This window comes from Cupriavidus sp. 05N39, assembly GCF_056397325.1.
Genome location: NZ_JBFTNE010000072.1, coordinates 35,346 through 51,209 on the forward strand (window position 1 = coordinate 35,346; position 15,864 = coordinate 51,209).

General features: G+C 66.5%; 15 protein-coding genes, 1 tRNA gene and 2 pseudogenes. 4 read left to right on the plus strand and 14 right to left on the minus strand.

Translation table 11 applies throughout. From position 1 onward, the window contains the following. Positions 1–3 precede the first annotated feature (3 nt). A complete protein-coding gene (locus AC1DN0_RS28465; protein WP_035872037.1) occupies positions 4–819 on the minus strand; it encodes a 5'-3' exonuclease in 816 nt (271 codons plus the stop codon). Between the two features lie 147 nt (positions 820–966). Here AC1DN0_RS28465 and AC1DN0_RS28470 point away from each other — a divergent pair, with 147 nt between their 5' ends. After that, positions 967–1,206 carry a helix-turn-helix domain-containing protein gene (locus tag AC1DN0_RS28470; RefSeq protein ID WP_035872040.1) on the plus strand — a complete coding sequence of 80 codons (240 nt, stop codon included), beginning with the start codon at positions 967–969 and terminating at the stop codon, positions 1,204–1,206. Between the two features lie 272 nt (positions 1,207–1,478). Further along, a tRNA-Met gene (locus tag AC1DN0_RS28475) sits at positions 1,479–1,554 on the plus strand. 193 nt (positions 1,555–1,747) lie between these two features. Here the strand turns inward: AC1DN0_RS28475 and AC1DN0_RS28480 are convergent. From AC1DN0_RS28480 to AC1DN0_RS28505, 6 genes and pseudogenes are all read right to left on the minus strand, one after another. Further along, a pseudogene (locus tag AC1DN0_RS28480) lies at positions 1,748–1,858 on the minus strand (cyclase family protein); the annotation flags it as partial. Beyond that, a pseudogene (locus tag AC1DN0_RS28485) lies at positions 1,855–2,566 on the minus strand (SMP-30/gluconolactonase/LRE family protein). The pseudogenes AC1DN0_RS28480 and AC1DN0_RS28485, both read right to left, overlap by 4 nt. A 3-nt stretch (positions 2,567–2,569) precedes the next feature. Further along, positions 2,570–3,553 carry a Bug family tripartite tricarboxylate transporter substrate binding protein gene (locus AC1DN0_RS28490; RefSeq protein ID WP_477146179.1) on the minus strand — a complete coding sequence of 328 codons (984 nt, stop codon included), beginning with the start codon at positions 3,551–3,553 and terminating at the stop codon, positions 2,570–2,572. 53 nt (positions 3,554–3,606) lie between these two features. After that, positions 3,607–4,554: an NAD(P)-dependent oxidoreductase gene (locus AC1DN0_RS28495; protein WP_441634559.1), complete on the minus strand. Its 948-nt coding sequence runs from the start codon at positions 4,552–4,554 to the stop codon at positions 3,607–3,609. Continuing rightward, positions 4,551–5,234 carry an RraA family protein gene (locus AC1DN0_RS28500; RefSeq protein WP_441634561.1) on the minus strand — a complete coding sequence of 228 codons (684 nt, stop codon included), beginning with the start codon at positions 5,232–5,234 and terminating at the stop codon, positions 4,551–4,553. Before AC1DN0_RS28500 ends, AC1DN0_RS28495 begins: the two co-directional genes overlap by 4 nt. A gap of 70 nt (positions 5,235–5,304) precedes the next feature. Next, positions 5,305–6,279: a Bug family tripartite tricarboxylate transporter substrate binding protein gene (locus AC1DN0_RS28505; RefSeq protein ID WP_441634563.1), complete on the minus strand. Its 975-nt coding sequence runs from the start codon at positions 6,277–6,279 to the stop codon at positions 5,305–5,307. A 95-nt stretch (positions 6,280–6,374) separates the two neighbouring features. Between AC1DN0_RS28505 and AC1DN0_RS28510 the strand changes: the two genes are divergently transcribed. Both AC1DN0_RS28510 and AC1DN0_RS28515 read left to right on the plus strand, forming a co-directional pair. Continuing rightward, complete coding sequence (locus AC1DN0_RS28510) at positions 6,375–7,151, plus strand: IclR family transcriptional regulator (RefSeq protein ID WP_477104489.1); 777 nt, start codon at positions 6,375–6,377, stop codon at positions 7,149–7,151. 143 nt (positions 7,152–7,294) lie between these two features. Continuing rightward, the gene (locus AC1DN0_RS28515) at positions 7,295–7,921 is read left to right on the plus strand and encodes a LysE family translocator (protein WP_477146180.1); all 627 of its coding nucleotides are present in this window, start codon (positions 7,295–7,297) and stop codon (positions 7,919–7,921) included. Positions 7,922–7,964: 43 nt separating this feature from the next. Here the strand turns inward: AC1DN0_RS28515 and AC1DN0_RS28520 are convergent, their stop codons facing one another. The 7 genes from AC1DN0_RS28520 to AC1DN0_RS28550 form a co-directional block, all read right to left on the minus strand. Beyond that, entirely contained in the window at positions 7,965–9,128 is a 1,164-nt protein-coding gene (locus AC1DN0_RS28520) for a xanthine dehydrogenase family Fe-S subunit (RefSeq protein ID WP_441634569.1), read from the minus strand. 8 nt (positions 9,129–9,136) lie between these two features. Beyond that, the gene (locus AC1DN0_RS28525) at positions 9,137–9,964 is read right to left on the minus strand and encodes an FAD binding domain-containing protein (RefSeq protein ID WP_441634571.1); all 828 of its coding nucleotides are present in this window, start codon (positions 9,962–9,964) and stop codon (positions 9,137–9,139) included. A 6-nt stretch (positions 9,965–9,970) separates the two neighbouring features. After that, positions 9,971–12,382 carry a xanthine dehydrogenase family protein molybdopterin-binding subunit gene (locus AC1DN0_RS28530; RefSeq protein WP_477146181.1) on the minus strand — a complete coding sequence of 804 codons (2,412 nt, stop codon included), beginning with the start codon at positions 12,380–12,382 and terminating at the stop codon, positions 9,971–9,973. Positions 12,383–12,561: 179 nt separating this feature from the next. Then, positions 12,562–13,191 carry an N-carbamoylsarcosine amidohydrolase gene (locus AC1DN0_RS28535; protein ID WP_441634575.1) on the minus strand — a complete coding sequence of 210 codons (630 nt, stop codon included), beginning with the start codon at positions 13,189–13,191 and terminating at the stop codon, positions 12,562–12,564. Beyond that, complete coding sequence (locus tag AC1DN0_RS28540) at positions 13,188–14,234, minus strand: 2,5-dihydroxypyridine 5,6-dioxygenase NicX family protein (protein WP_045242965.1); 1,047 nt, start codon at positions 14,232–14,234, stop codon at positions 13,188–13,190. The genes AC1DN0_RS28535 and AC1DN0_RS28540 overlap by 4 nt, the downstream gene beginning before the upstream one ends. Positions 14,235–14,257: 23 nt before the next feature. After that, positions 14,258–15,109, minus strand: a complete 852-nt coding sequence (locus AC1DN0_RS28545) for an alpha/beta fold hydrolase (protein ID WP_441634577.1) — start codon at positions 15,107–15,109, stop codon at positions 14,258–14,260. Positions 15,110–15,133: 24 nt separating this feature from the next. Continuing rightward, a partial coding sequence (locus AC1DN0_RS28550; RefSeq protein ID WP_477146182.1) for a maleate cis-trans isomerase family protein occupies positions 15,134–15,864 on the minus strand: 731 nt, incomplete at its 5' end.

The following is a 15,864-nucleotide window of genomic DNA, read 5'->3' on the forward strand; positions in this document are numbered from 1 at the left end:
GCATCAGGGTGGGTCCCCAGCCGCGTCGCCGATGCGAAGCATGTTCCATGTCAGCCCAAGCTGGACATCGGTCTTGAGGGACAGCAACTGGCGGGAAAGCCGTGCCAGATGCGCCTGTTCCGCCAGGTTCTTGCCGATCACGCCTTTCTCCCCGGACGCGTTGGCCAGCACGGTCTCCAGGTCGCCATAGCGCTGCAGGAGCTTCACGGCGGTCTTCGCCCCGATCTTTTCGACGCCGGGAATGCCGTCCGTGCTATCTCCCAGCATGGCGAGGTAATCCGCCAGTTGGTGGCTGCCGACGCCGAACTTGTCCATGACGTAGCTTTCGTCGAACCAGGACGGCTCGCCGTTCTTCGCTGTCGCGAAATGGTTGCGTACGATCGCGCCGTCTGCAATCAGCTGGAGCACGTCCTTGTCCGTGCTCACCGGAATCGCCTGCCCCTCCTTGCTCGCGGTCCAGCGGTAGAAGACGGTGGCGATGATGTCGTCCGCCTCGTAACCGTCGGCCGAGGCAGTCTGGAGCCCGAGCACCTCCGTCAGCGTCAGGCGGAAATCGGGAATGACGTCGGCCAGCTCCGGGTCCATGGGCTTGCGGTGCTGGCGATATTGCGGATACAGCGCGTGCCGCCACGTCTTGCCGCCGGCATCGAATGCCGCCAGCGCGTGCGTGGGCCGGCATTCGGCCAAGGCGCGGCGGAACGAGGCCAGGGCCGAGAGCACAGCCCCTTCGACCTTGGCCGGAATGTCTTCCGATGGGTTGGCTTCGTAAACCCGGCGCAGGATGTTCAGGCCATCAATCAGAAGTAGTGTCTGCTTCATTATTCTTGCGATGCTTGCCGTCAGACCCTCTATTCTGACGCGCGATGGCGATGGCGCAACTTTTTGGACTGATCTATCCGCGAGAATGCGGGGTTGCGCAGGCCGGCCACCTCGTCTAGTCTGAGCAGACTCAACCTACGCCCGGAAATGAACAACAACCACGACACTCGCCAGGCAGTAATCGACGCCCTGAAGAAAACGGGCACCCCGATGGATGCATATCAGGTCGCAAAGGCCACGGGCGTCAGCCCGATCCAGGCCGTGCGGACACTGACCAAGCTCACCACCAAGGGGCTTGTGCGGACCGATGGCCCGCTGGGTGACGAGAACGACCTGTCCGCGCAGTTCAGTCTCGTGCCGGAGCCGAAGGAAGGCAGCGTGGGCTGAAAGCAGGCGTTTCGGGCTCTGGCGGTACTGGCTGCCACGTGGCCGGCTTCGGCGATCGTGGCATGAAGCTGGCGGCTGCCCCTGCCACTCAAATTCGATAACAGTGCCGCATAAATCACATACAAGCTCGCGCAATCTCGCGCCGGCTGCCCCGTTCGCGCGCCGTCAATGCGCACCTGGCCCGCTCCGCATTAACGTGATCGATAGGCGATGCTGGCAAATAATTCCAATCAGGACTATCCATTGCCCGCCAACCCGCGTATATTTCGGCCCGCGGGGTGGAGCAGTTGGCAGCTCGTCGGGCTCATAACCCGAAGGTCGCAGGTTCAAGTCCTGCCCCCGCAACCAGATTCCAAAGCCCGTACGGTTCTCGCCGCACGGGCTTTTTGCATTTGCACGGCGCAGGTGGCGCCGGGGCCTGCCGAGGGTAAGGCAAATGGGTCCGGGAGACTGTCGGGCCGCGCCCTACACTTTCCGGCGCCAATTCAGGCTTGATGCGATGGCGAAACAGTGAAATTGGCGCGGGTCATCAAGGACGGGAGCCTTGCAGTACCTTGGACCTGTCCACCAGGTTCATCCGGCCGCGCTGGTCGTCGTCTCCGAACTCGCCCTAGTGGCTGCCCTGCGGGCTGTGCTTCCAGCGTTGCGTCATGCCGGATCTCCCGTTGAATGCTTGCGTGGGACGATCGGCAGCCCGGCCACATCCATTTCGATGCACAGGATGCCTCCCGCCGTGGAGTCCGTCACGAACAGCGTCTTGCCGGCCGTGCCGCCAAAGGCGAGATTGGTCAGGGAATGCCCGGCGGGGCCACGCAGCACCTGCACCGGCTCGGCGCGGTGGTTCAGCACCCAGACGTAGCCCAGCCCCGGGTTCGCCACCAGCAACCGGCCGGAGGCATCCATGGCCAGCCCGTCCGGGCCGCTCGGGCCATATGACGTAAAGAACTGGCCGGTCTTGGATACGCTGCCATCGGCAAGGATTGAAGCTCTCGGTATTGCGGCGGCCAAGGTAAGGCGCCACGGTTCCGCTGCGCGTGTCGAGCAGCATCAGGCCATTGCGGTAGTCCGTCACCAGCAGTTCGGCCGCGCTTAGAAACTTCATGCCGTTGGGCTCGCCGTCCCACTCGGCCACCAGCTCCCACCCGCCCTTTGGATCGATGCGAAAGACGCGGCCGTAGGGGATATCGGTGACATAGAGATTGCCGGCGCTGTCGAACACCGGGCCTTCCAGGAAGGCATCGATCTCTCGCCCGCCCTGGTTGGCATCGGCCCAGATCGTGCGCCTGGGCTGGCGGTATTTCGCCGGCATACGGGTAAAAAGGTCCAGCTCACGGACTTCCGGGGCATTCAGCAGGAACATGGATTATTGCCTTTCAAATGCGGTATTGGCCGCCACCTTGCCCCAGAACGCCGCGCGCTCGGCAAGCTGCCTGGAAAATGTCGACGCATCCCRGTAGCCCGGATTCGCGCCAATGCCTTCGGCAAAGGTCTTCATGTCCTGGGAGGCCATGGCCGCAGCCACTTCTTTCTGAAGGCGCTCCAGCACCTTCGGCGGCGTGCCCCTGGGCGCCCACAGGCCGGTAAAGTTGACTACACCATAGCCCTTGAGCCCTGCCTCGGCAAACGTCGGCACATTGGGCAGCGCAGCAAGGCGTTTGTCGCCGCTCACTGCCAGCAGGCGCAGGCTGCCGCCCTTGACTTGCCCGATGACGCCGGGCGTGGATGCGATCTGGTAGTCCACCGTGCCGCCGAGCAGCGCCAGCGTGGCCTCGCCCGCGCCCTTGAACGGCACGTGCATGAAGTGCGCGCTGGTGGCCACGCCCAGGGCTTCGCTAGCGAAATGCGGCGTGGTGCCGGCGCCGCCTGAGCCGTAGCTCACTTTGGCGTCGCCCGCGCGGGCCGCAGCGATCAGGTCGTTCATGGTCTTGAACCTGCTGTCGGCCTTGACCGCCACGGCCATCGGCGCGAACACGAAAGCGGCTACCGGCTGCAGGTCATTCGCGTAATTGAACGGCAGTTTCTTGAAAATGTGCGGCAGCAGGGAATACGTGGTGTCGTTGGCGAGCAGCGTGTAGCCGTCGGCCGGGGCGCGCGCCACTTGCACAGTGCCGATGGTGCCGGTGGCGCCTGCCTTGTTTTCGACGACGAAGCTCTGGCCGGTTTGTTCGGTGAGGCGTTGGGCCATTTTTCGGGTGACTGCGTCGACAGCACCGCCTGGGGGGTATGGGACCACGATCCTGACGGGCTTGTCGGGCCAGGTTTGTGCGTGGGCTGATAGGGCGATGAAGGCGATCGCGCCCAGCGCGCAACGGCGCAGTGCCGATACGCGGTTCGGTTTGGTTTTCATTGTGTCTCCTGCCTTGTATTTTTCCTGGCCCGGGCGGGGGCCGGCTTCGGCCTTCAGGCCTTGGCCAGAACCGGGGCTTGCGCGCGAGACAGCACGCCTAGCGTGTTCTGCGCGGCCGCCACGCCCATGTTCACATAGGCGGTGCTGGTCACGCCGCCGATGTGGGGGCTGAGCAGAAAACCAGGCTGGCCGTGGAAGATATGCGGCACCGTCATCGGCTCGACCGCGAAGCTGTCCAGCCCGGCAATGGCTACCTGTCCGGACTGCACCGCGGCCAGCAGTGCGGGTTCGTCGATCAGCCCGCCGCGCGCGGTGTTGACCAGCATCACGCCGGGCTTGCAGCGTGCCAGCGTTTGCGCGTTGATCATCGCCTTGTTGTCGGCGGTCAGCGGGCAGTGCAGCGAGATAGCGTCCGACTCCTTCCAGATCGTTTCCAGGTCCACGGGCTCGATATAGTCCGGCAGGTCACGGGCATATGGATCGAAGCCGATCACGCGCATGCCCATGGCATCGCACATCCTGGCGAAGCGCCGGCCGATGGCACCCAGGCCGATCAGGCCAATGGTGCGGCCCGCCAGCTCGAAGCTCTTGTGCGTGGCCTTGTCCCAGTGGCCGGCATGCATGCGTTCGTTGAGCGTCACGACGGATTTGGCGCAGCCCAGCAGCAACGCCAGGGCCTGCTCCGCAACGGCTGCGGCATTGGCGCCAACCGCTGCCGTTACCTCGATGCCGCGCGCTGCGGCGGCGGGCTTGTCGATGGTGTCGGTGCCGCTGCCGTGCTTGGAGATGACCTTCAGCGCGGGGGCGGCATCCATGATTTCCGGCGTCACGGCGCCGTAGCGCACGATGATGCCGACCGGGTTGTGGCGCTGCGCCAGCGCCACCAGATCGGCGGGCTGGGGGGTCTTGCCGGCATAGACGATTTCGTAATCGCCGAGCAATGCCTCGGCTTGTGGCGCCAGGTCAGCCGCGGTGACGAGGATAGCGGGCTTGGTGCTCACAGCGTCTCTCCCTCTTTCAGCACGCCAGCGGTGATCAACGAGGCAACCAGCCACGGCGCGTTGGTCTTGCCTTCCTTGATCTGGGCGATGCGGCGCGCTTCGGCGGCTTCCTTGTGCTCGGCGAGCGGCAGCAGCGAGGCGATCTTTTCACGCTCCACCACGACCAGGCCATCGGCATCGCCGCAGATGAAGTCCCCGGGGTGGACCGTGACGCCGCCGACCGAGACCGGGTGGCCGATGCGCCCGCCCACTTCCTTGGTCGGGCCGTTGGGGTTGGTGCCCACCGAGAACACCGGGTAATCCATGTCGTCGATATCCAGGCTGTCGCGCACCGCGCCGTCGATCACCACGCCGGCAATGCCGCGCTGGCGGCATGCATTCATCATGATGGTACCCATCAGCGCGCTGCTCTGGTCGCCCTTGCCGTCGATCACCAGCACATCACCCGGCTGCGCCAGCGCCAGCGCGGCGTGGATCATCAGGTTGTCGCCGGGGCGCACTTCCACCGTGAAGGCGGTGCCGGCCAGCTTCATATGCGGGCGCAACGCCCGGATGCGGCCGTGCAGCGCGCCGCGGCGGCCGGCCACGTCGGCCAGGATCGCGGGCTGGAATTTCGCGGCCCGGGCGACGATGTCGGCGGGTACGCGGTCGAAGGATTTGATGATGTTGGGCAGGCTCATGGCATGGCTCCTTGGATTCGGTGATTCGGGGATTCGGGGATGGCGACGGGGTAGCTGTGAATGCCGGAGATCAGTCAACCTGCGCGCCGGATGCCTTGACGGCGGCTGACCAGCGAACGGTGTCCTTCTTCAGCAGCGCGCCGAACTCCTCCGGGGTGCCGCCCAGAACATCAGCGCCCTGGTCGCTCAGCTTCTTCCTCAGGTCGGGCACCTGCAGCGCCTTGTTGAACTCGGCATTCAGGCGCGCCACGATGCCCCTGGGCGTGGCGGCGGGCGCCACGAAACCGAACCACGTCACGGCCTCGAACCCGCTGTAGCCGGACTCGGCAATGGTGGGCACGTTGGGCAGGTCGTCCATGCGCTTGCCCGAGGTGACGGCCAGCGCGCGCATCTTGCCGTTGCGGATATGGCCGATCAGCGTCGGCACCGACGACAGGTACAGCTGCACCTGCCCGCCAATCAGGTCATTGACGGCCTGGGCCGCGCCCTTGTACGGCACGTGTGTGAGCTTGATGCCGGCCGTCTTCTGGAACAGCTCGCTGGTCAGGTGCGCCACGGTGCCGTTACCCGGCGAGGCCATGTTGATAGTGCCCGGATGCGCCTTGCTGGCAGCAATCACTTCGGCCAGCGTCTTGTAGGGCGAATCCACGTTGGTCACCAGCACCAGCGGTGCGCTGGCGACCAGGCCCACCGGCGTAAGGTCCTTCGCCACGTCGTACGGCAGCTTGCGGTAGAGCGCGGGGTTGATGGCAAGGTTGCTGGTCTGGCCCAGCACGATGGTATAGCCGTCGCCACTGGCCTTGGCCGCGGCGTCCACGCCGAGGTTGCCGCCCGAGCCCGGCTTGTTGTCCACCACGAAGCGCCAGCCCATGGCCATCGCCACCTTGTTGGTGACCTCGCGGGCAATGATGTCCGTGCCGCCGCCGGCTGGAAACGGCACGATCACGCGGATGGGCTTGGCAGGATAGGTTTGGGTCTGTGCCAGGGCCGGGATGGCCAGGGCACAAAAGAGAGCGGTGGTCAGGCCGCGGCGCAGCAGGTGCATTGCTTGTCTCCATCTCGTTATTTGTTGGAACGGATTCTGGATGGTCGTTGCACGCAGTACAATACCGTTTCACTGTACGCACCCCATTCCACACCATGGTCCCCTCCAATTCCCCCATTGCCATTGAGGCGGCCGACGACGCAGGCGGCGGCGTGATCGCAGTACGGCGGGCGCTGCGCGTCCTGGAAGCTTTCGGCGTAAGTGATGCACAGCTCACACTAGCGGAACTCAGCCGGCGCACGGGCTTCCACAAGACCACGGTGCTGCGCCTGGCGCGCACGCTGGCATCCGACAACTACCTGGTGCAGAAGGAAGACGGCAGTTGGCGGCTCGGGCGTGCTGCAGGCTGGCTGGGCGCGTGCTACCAGGCCACCTTCAATGTGTATGAAGTGGTGGAACCGGTGCTGCGGGAGCTGACGATCAAGACTGGGGAAAGCGCGTCGTTCTACGTGCGCGAGGGCCAGCAGCGCATGTGCCTGGTGCGCGTGGAGGGCCCGCAGGCCATCCGGCACCATGTACGCATCGGCTCGGCGCTGCCGCTGGACAGCGGCGCGCCCGGGCGGGTCATCCTGGCGTTCTCAGGGCAGCCGGGCGAGCCCTATGAATCGATCCGGCGGCGGGGATATCACCTGTCGATGGGCGAGCGCGAGCCGGAAGTCTCCAGCGTTTCAGCGCCTGTGTTCGGGCTGCATTGGCGGCTGCTCGGGTCCGCGTGCATCTCGGGGCCGACTTCGCGGCTCAGTGAAGAGCGCTTGATTGCCCTGGCACAGACGGTGGTGGACGCGGCCAACCAGCTTTCGTATGCGATGGCGGGAAGCCACCGGCCTGCGCCCGAGGCAGCGTCGGGCAGTCCGGCAACATGGCATCCTTGACGTGCCAATGCGTCACGCTGGCACAAACGTTGTCTGGCTGGCAGTATTCGGATGGCGTTCCTGATGGTCCGGCGACGGGTTTTTGCCCAATGCCGGATCTCACCCGACAACGCACTATCCGCAGCAGCAAAGGAGTGAAGCGCATGCCCCCGCTCGAGACACTATTGCCATTCTTCGGCATTGCCGTGGTACTTGGCCTGACACCCGGCCCGGACAATATCTTTGTGTTGCTGCAATCCGCCATGCGGGGGCCTCGCGCCGGCATGGTCGTGGTGCTCGGCCTTTGCACGGGCCTGCTGGTGCATACGGCCGCGGTGGCCTTCGGCCTGGCCGCGCTGTTTGCCACATCCCAGGTTGCATTTGCGGCGCTCAAGATCGCCGGCGCGCTGTACCTGGCCTACCTTGCGTGGCAGGCGTTCCGCGCACCGATGGGCAAGATGGCCGAAGGCGGCGGCGGCAACGTTGGCACCGGGCACATGTACCGGCGCGGCGTGGTGATGAACCTGACCAACCCCAAGGTCGTGATCTTCTTTCTCGCGTTCCTGCCCCAGTTCGTCGCTGCCGACCGTGGGCATATCGCGCTGCAGATCATGGTGCTGGGCGTGGTCTTTATCATCGCCACCCTGCTTGTTTTTTCTGTGATCGCCTACTTCTCGGCCATGTTCGGCACCCTGCTGCTGCGCTCGGCTCGCGCGCAACGTGCGCTGAACCGGTTTGCGGGGGTGGTGTTCCTGGGACTCGCCGCGCGCCTGGCGACGTCGCGGCTGTAAGCCTGCGGATGCAGCCGCCACCCTCCATCCCTGCCTCGGGGCCTTAATCCCGCCCACCCCCAAACAGCCGCTTCACCCTCTCCCAGAGCACTCCCAGCATCATCGACACCGGATTCATCTGCGTGACCTTGCTGCGTTCACTATCCGACAGCGACGGGTCCATCTTGCGAGTCACGTTCTTGCCGAAATCGGCCATCATGCGACGGACAAAATCGCGCACCAGCCCCGAGCGGGAGAACTGCGCCAGCGGGCCTTGCAGCGAATACTGCAAGTCGATCAGCACTTCGGTCTCGCCCGCCGATACCGCCTGAAGCACGTAGGTGATATCGCCCGCGGCCTTGGAGTTGCTCAGCGAGTCCTGGCCCGCGCCCTTTAACACGCCGCGCCGGTTCTGGTCGTCCCGTTCCAGCCGCGCCGCGCCGTTGAAGCGCGCCGCCATCGGCCCGAACTTGATCGCGACGTGGCCCTTGACGCGGTCGCCGTCCTGCTCGGTCAGCGCGGCACCCGGCAGGCAACTGGCCACCGCGGGCAGGTCGGCCATGAAGCGCCAGACGTCATCGACCGGGAACGGCACCTTGAAGCCGCCATCGATGCGCGACCAGCCTTTCTTGTCGGCGCTGCGCTCGGTCTCCTCCGTGGCCGCGGCAACGGCTTGCGCCTCGCCGGCGCTATCGGCGGCGGGCGTGAAGCAGACGAACGCACGCGGCGCCGGCGTGCTGGCCTGCGCGATGCCGCCGCCTTGCGGCCGCCGTTGCTCCAGCACCGAGCGGATCGCGGCCACGATGCCCATATAGCCGGTGCAGCGGCAGAGGTTGCCGGAAAGCTCGTGGCGGATGGTGGCTTCGTCGGCATCCGGCAGCCGCAGCACGATGTCGCGCGCGGTGGCGAGCATGCCGGGCGTGCAATAGCCGCATTGCAGCGCGTGGTGCTTGTTGAACGCGGCGCGCAACTCGCGCATCACGGCATCGTCGTCATAGCCTTCGATGGTCACCACCTTGCTGCCGGCGCAGGCGCTGGCGAACGTGATGCAGGAGCGTACGGGCTTGTCGTCGACCAGCACGGTGCAGGCGCCGCAAACCCCGTGTTCGCAACCCAGGTGGGTGCCGGTCAGGCCCTGCCCGTCGCGCAGGAAGTCTCCCAGGTGCGTGCGGTGCGCGCAGGCACCGGCAGCGGCGCGGCCATTGATCGTCAGTGCGATGGTTTCCACTGCGGCCCTCAGTTAAAAAGTTGTTCGATGCAGCGCGTCGCAGCGGTGCAATAAAGCTTGCGGTCGATCGCATCCTTGCCGGGCGTGGCTTGCGTCACGGCTGCCAGGACGGCCTGCGGGGTGAGCGCGGCGGGGCCGCGCGCCGCAATGCCGTTGGCCAGGCCGTGCAGCACCGCCGGCGCGCCGTCGAGCGCGCCCAGCACGATGCGGGCGAAGCGCGCGGACGGATCGAAGTAGGCGGCGCAGCTTGCCTCGGCGAATTCTCCGGTCTTGCGGCAGAGCTTGTGGTAGCCCCAGCGCACGTCGTCGTTGTGACGCGGCACATGGACGGCCGCGATCACTTCGCCCTCCGTCAGCGCAGTGGTGTACGCGCCCAGCATGAATTGCGTCATGGGTACCCGGCGCGTGCCGGCCTTCGACGCAAGTTCAAGCTCGGCGCCCATGGCGGTCAGCGCCACCACCCAGTCCGCCGCGGGATCGGCATGCGCCAGGCTGCCGCCGATGGTGCCGCGGTTGCGGATGGCGCGGTAGGCGATGCCGTGTGCCACGGACTGCAGCATGGTGCCGCGCAACGCCGGGAATTCGCCATCCTCGATCTGCGCGTGGGTGACGGCGGCGCCGATGCGCACGCGGTCCTGCTCCACGCTGACCGTGCGCAGCTCGGCCAGCTTCGACAAATCGTAGACGGTATCGGGCCGCGTCAGGCGCAGGTTGAGCATGGGGCCCAGCGACTGGCCGCCGCCCATGACCTTGGCGTTGTCGGTGCGGTCCGCCAGCGCGGCGCAGGTCGCGGCCAGCGTGGGCGCCGCGCGATAGATGAATGCAGCTGCTTTCATGATGGTTCAGGCCGCCTCTCTGGTTTGCGTGGTCTGCGGCTCGTCTCGCGCTTGTTCGGCGCGGGCCAGTGCTTCGAGCACCTTGCGCGGCGTGAGGGGAGTCTCCAGCAACTCCACGCCGAACTGCCCCAGCGCATCGTTGACGGCGTTGAAGATGGCGGCCGGGGGCGCGATGGCACCACCCTCGCCCATGCCCTTGGCGCCGAACTCGGTGTGCGGGGACGGCGTCTCGAAATGGTGGATGCGGATCGCGGGAATCTCGGTGGGCCCGGGCAGCATGTAGTCGGCCAGCGTGGAGGCCAGCGGCTGGCCGTTGCCGTCGTAGCGCATTTCTTCGAACATGGCGGTGCCGATGCCCTGCGCAACGCCGCCGTAGGTCTGCCCCTCCACCACCATGGGATTGACCATGGTGCCGCAGTCTTCCACCACCACGTAATCGAGGATCTCTACGTGGCCGGAATCGGTGTCCACTTCCACCAGCGCCGCGTGGGTGGAGTACGTGAAGCTGCCGGTATCCACATTGGGCTTGTAGCCCATCGTGGTTTCCAGCCCGGCGGGATCCACATCGGCGGGCAGCTTCTGTGGATTGATATACCAGGCGTTGGCGATGTCGGCGATGGGCACGGCGGCGTCGCCCGCCTTCACCGCGCCGCCATCCAGCGCGGCCTCGCCCTCCGGGCGCAGCAGCATATGCGCGCCGATCTTCAGCAGGCGCGGCACCAGCGCCTTGCAGGCGCGCGACACCGCGCCGCCGGACATCACCAGCGAGCGCGAGGCGTAGGTGCCGGTGGAGAACGGCGTCACGCCGGTGTCGCCATGCACCACCTTGACCCGCGCCACGTCGATGCCGAGGATCTCGTGCGCGATTTGCGCAAAGGTGGTTTCCATGCCCTGGCCATGCGAGTGCACACCCACGCGCACCTCAAGCCCGCCGTCCGGCGTGATGCGCACGGTGGCGGAATCGAAGCCGGGAATCACCGGCGTGCCCCAGGCGGCGAACACCGAAGTGCCATGCGCCGATTGCTCCGTGTAAGTGCCGAAGCCCACGCCAAGGTAGCGCGATCCCGCCGAGGCATCGCTGTGCCGTTCACGCTGGCGCGCGCGGATGCGCGCCAGCCCGATCATCTCCGCTGCCTTGCGCACGCTGGCGGGATAATCGCCGCCGTCGAAATGCTTGTTGGTGACGTTGACGTAGGGCATGGCCTCCGGCTGCACCAGGTTCTCGCAGCGGATCTCCCACGGCTCGCGCCTGACAGCGCGCGCCAGCGCGTCGATCAGCAGTTCCATCGCGAAGCACACGCCGGTGCGCGCCACGCCACGGTACGGCACGAAGCCGGGCTTGTTGGTGGCGACGCATTCCGTGATGCAGCGGTAGCCGTCGAAGGCATACGGCCCGGGCAGGTTGCCGATAGCCTGGCCCGGCTCGAGGCCGATGGTGAAGGGCCACACGGAATAGGCACCGCCATCGATGGCGATCTTTGCGTCGAGCGCCAGCAGCCGGCCGCGCGCGTCGGCATAGGCCGTGACCTCGTAATGGTGCTCGCGCGAGTTGGCACCCGCGGTCAGGTGCTCGCGGCGGTCCTCGATAAAGCGGAACGGCTTGCGATACGTCATGGCCAGCCACGCGATGCACAGCTCCTCCTGCTGCAGCACGCACTTGTAGCCAAAGGCACCGCCCACGTCGGGCGAGATCACGCGGACCTTCTCCTGCTCCAGGCCCAGGCAGTGGCTCAGCACCGTGCGGATCATGTGCGGCACCTGGGTGGCGCTGTAGACGATCAGCTGGTCGAACTGGTGATCCCAGTAGGCCAGCACGGCCTTGCCCTCCATCGGCACCATGCACTGGCGAGCCAGGTCGATCTTGCGGGTGACCACCACCGCGGCGGTCTTGCTGAGCGTGTCGAAATTCTTGTCGGCGGTAAGCGTGAGGAAGTGGTTATCCTTCCAGTGCTCATGGACACGCGTGGTGCYGCTGGCCTGCCTGGCGCCGTCCACGTCGGTGAGCGCGGGCAGTTCGTCCAGGTCCGCGACGACGCGCTCGGCAATGTCCTCGGCTTCCGCGCGGGTCGGTGCGAAGGCCATGGCAATCGGCTCGCCGACAAAGCGGACCTTGCCGCTGGCCAGCGGCGGCTGCGCCGAGGGCTGGTAAGAGGGAAAGGCCGAGTCCGCCACGATGTCGAGCGCGCCGGGCATGTCGCCGCGCCCGATCACCGCGTGCTCCAGCCCTTCAGGTTTGTGCAGCGCCAGCAGCCGCGCATGCGCCATGGGGCTGCGCAGGAAGGCAACTTCCTGCAGGCCCGGCATGGCGATGTCGGCCACGAAGCGGCCCTTGCCATGCAGGTGGCGCGCGTCTTCCTTGCGCGCCACGCGGGCGCCTACACCCTGCCCGCCTTCCTTCTCTATGTGGTCTTTGTCCATACATTTCTCCAGCCCGGGTTAGCCGCCATCCGAGACTGCTTTGGGGGTTCGTGGATCGCGCGCACTTGCGCACCGCACATACTCAGTGCACTGATCTTATCGCCAGATTGGCGAAACGGACGGCAACGGTCAATTGGGGCTTTAGCCAATACAGTGCGTGGTGCGGCACGCAAGCGCGCTCAGAGGCGCCTCAATGCCGCGAGTGCCTGCTCGCGGGGCATCACGGCGGCGTATTTCTGCTCCATGTCGAACAGGTTGGCCTCGTGCGGCTGGATTGCGCGGTCGCCCACGCAGTCCGACACCACCAGCGGGCGGAAGCCGTGCGACATGGCATCGACCACGCTGGCGCGCACGCAGCCGCTGGTGACCGCGCCGGCCACCACCAGCGTGCGCACGCCGCGCTGCGTCAGCCAGGCCGCCAGCGACGTACCGAAAAAGGCGGACGGCACGGTCTTGCGCACCACCAGCTCGCCCTCGCGCGGCGCGAGCTGCGGCACGATCGCGCTGGCCGGCCCCTGCTCCTTCAGCGTCAGCATGCCGGGCACCTTCAGCGTGAAAATGTTGTGGTCGCCGTCGTCGTCGGCAAACACGATGCGGCTGTGCGCCACGGCCCAGCCTTGCTCGCGGGCTGCTGCCAGCAGCGGCACGGTGTTGGCAATGGCCTGTGCGATATTGCCGCCGCCGAACATCGCCGGATCGGCGAAACCGTTGACGAAGTCGACGATCAGCAGGCCCACGGGGGCTTGCAGCGGCAGCGGCGTGCCGAAGCCCTGGCGCTCGTAGGTGGGGAGTTCGCTATGTCTCGTCATTTGCTGTTCCAGCCGTCCAGTACCTTGCCTTGCCTGACCACGTCCTCGCCATCCAGGCGCACCGTGCAGTTACGCAGCGGGATATCGATATGGCAGGCGGTGGTGCGGCTGCCACCCGCTTCGTTGTTGGGGCCGAGCGAGAACAGGAAATTGCCCTCGTAGGCGCGCGCGTCCATGCCGATGGAGGCTTCGCGGTCGTACAGGCCCAGCGTCGACCAGCGCGCGCGCGGCTGCAAGCCCCAGCCGATATGCGAGATGGCATAGGCTTCCGGGTCGTTGAAGGAGGCCATGTAGTCGTTCAGCAGCTCGGCATCCAGCCCGCCTTCGATGCGCGTGGCATAGCCGCCTTCCACCGTCAGCTCGACGCGGTCCGCCACGTAGCCCTTCTGCGGCAGCAGGATATCGCCGCGGTCCAGCACGATGCGCCCGCTGGCGCCGCCTTCGTCCGGCCACGTCAGGACGAAGCCGCTGGGCCAGTGATCCCAGCGTCCCGGCTCGTCGACGAAACCGTACTCGCTGATGGCGGGAAACTCGCCGAGCGGGCAACGCAGGTCGGTGCCCGCATCGGATGTCACATGCATTTCCTTGGCGCGCGACAGCCGCGCGTTGGCGCTTGTCACGCGCTCGCGGTCGGCCTCGGTCGGCACCATGCGCACCAGTACTTCCGGCGGTTCCACCGCCAGCAGGATCCTGGTGCCGGTTTTCAGGATGTCGTGCTGTTCGGGCGAGAACAGCAAGGTCATCAGGTCCAGCACCAGGTCGCTCTCCTTGAGCGCGGCGATGGCGGCGCGGTTGCCGGTGAGCGCCGTGGTGCCGAGGTAAGCCAGCGGGTCGCGGCTCAGCGCCTTGTCGCCATTGACGGGCGGCAGGTCCAGGCGGTTGACGATGGCTCCCATCGCCTGCGTGGCGACCAGCGCGCACGACAGGGTCTGCGGATGGGTGGCGGCGCTGGTGAGGATGGTGACGGTCTGCCCGGGCGCGAGGCGGGACAGCGTAAGGACCTGTTTCCAGGCCTGGATCAGGGCGTGATCGCTGACTGGCATGTTCTCTCCTGGTGATCGGCGGCTCAGGCCGCGGCCTGTTGTCGTGGACGTGGGACAACTTCAGCGCCGAGGAAGCCGCCCAGCGCGCGATAGAAGCCCGCCTCGTCATCCCAGGGGATCATGTGGCCTGCGTCCGGCACGTGGCTGACTTCGGTCTGCGGCAACAGACCACGGATCTCGTCGATATCCTCGGGACGCACCACATCCCCGCGGCCAGCCACCATCAGCAGGGCCGGTACCGCGACATGCGGCAGGTCGGCATGCACGTCGTCGGTATGGAAGCCCTGGAAGCTGGCCAGCACGGCGCGTTCGTCGCAGGTATGCAGCCATTCGGCGCGCAGGGCCAGTTGCTCGTCGGTCCAGGTGGGACAGAAGCGCCGCATGGTCTCGATATCCACGCCGTGCCGCGCCACCGCCATGGAATCCACATACCAGGCGAGTTGCGCGGGATAGGCGCGGCGGCCGGGGCCGGAGACCGGCGGATCGACCATGACCAGCCGCGCCAGCCCCGGCGGCTGGCTGCGCGCGGCACGGATGCCGATGCGCGCGCCCATCGAATGGCCGACCACGCTGTAGCGTTGCAGGCCCAGGGCCTGCGCGAAGGCCAGCACGTCGGCGGCCTGCGCATCCAGGCTGTAGTCCAGCGTATCCGACACGCAGGACAGGCCGCGCCCGCGCACGTCCAGCACATAGGTGTCGAACTGCTCGCCCAGGCGCTCGCCGACGAAGCCCCAGGTGATGGCGGGGCTGGTGATGCCCGGCACCAGGATCACCGGATCGCGCGTGGCACGCGCACCGGCGTTGCCGCCATAGCGCAGGTAGTGCTGCCGGATGCCGTTGGCGTGGACGTTGCCGCCGCAAACAAAGGTACTCATGTCATCGCTCCTTGGCCGGGGCACTCAGTAAGCGCCGGACAGCAAAGCGCCGGCGCCGGGCACGACCGGCTCCAGGTCGAGCTGCTTGAGGATGGCGTAGGTGGTGGCGATGGCCGCGGTGATCACGGGCTTGCCGGTCATCGCTTCCACCTTGGCCACGGCCGGCAACGAAGGCATCTGCACGCAGGCCGACAGYACGATGGCGTCGACGTCTTTGGTGTTCATCTGCGCGACGATGCCGGGCAGCCTGGCGGGATCATGACGGCCCACCTCGAGGTTGTCGGGAATTTCCAGCGCGCGCCAGTCCACCACTTCGTAGCCTTCGTTGCGGATGTAGTCCACCACCAGTTCCGTCAGCGGCTTCATATAGGGCGCGACCACGGCAATGCGCCTGGCGCCGATCACCTTCAGCGCGTCGATCAGYGCACCGGCGCTGGTGATTACCGGTGCATCGGCGCCATTCGCGGCGGTATGGGCCTGCAGGCGTTTCTCCGAGACGCGGTGGTAGCCGTGGCCCATCGCCATGATCGCCACCAGGCAGGCGTAGCCCAGCACGTCGACGCGGGCGTCGCTGAGTTCCAGCGCGCAGCGGTCGGATTCGGCGTCCATGGCCGCCAGTTCCTCCTTGACCACCTTCTTCATGCGCATGCGGCTGGAGTGGAAGGTGAACCGCTCGGGCCGCACCTGCTGGCGCGCCAGCAGCATCGCGGGGATTTCGGTTTCCATGGTGGTGTTCGAGCTCGGCACGATCTGGC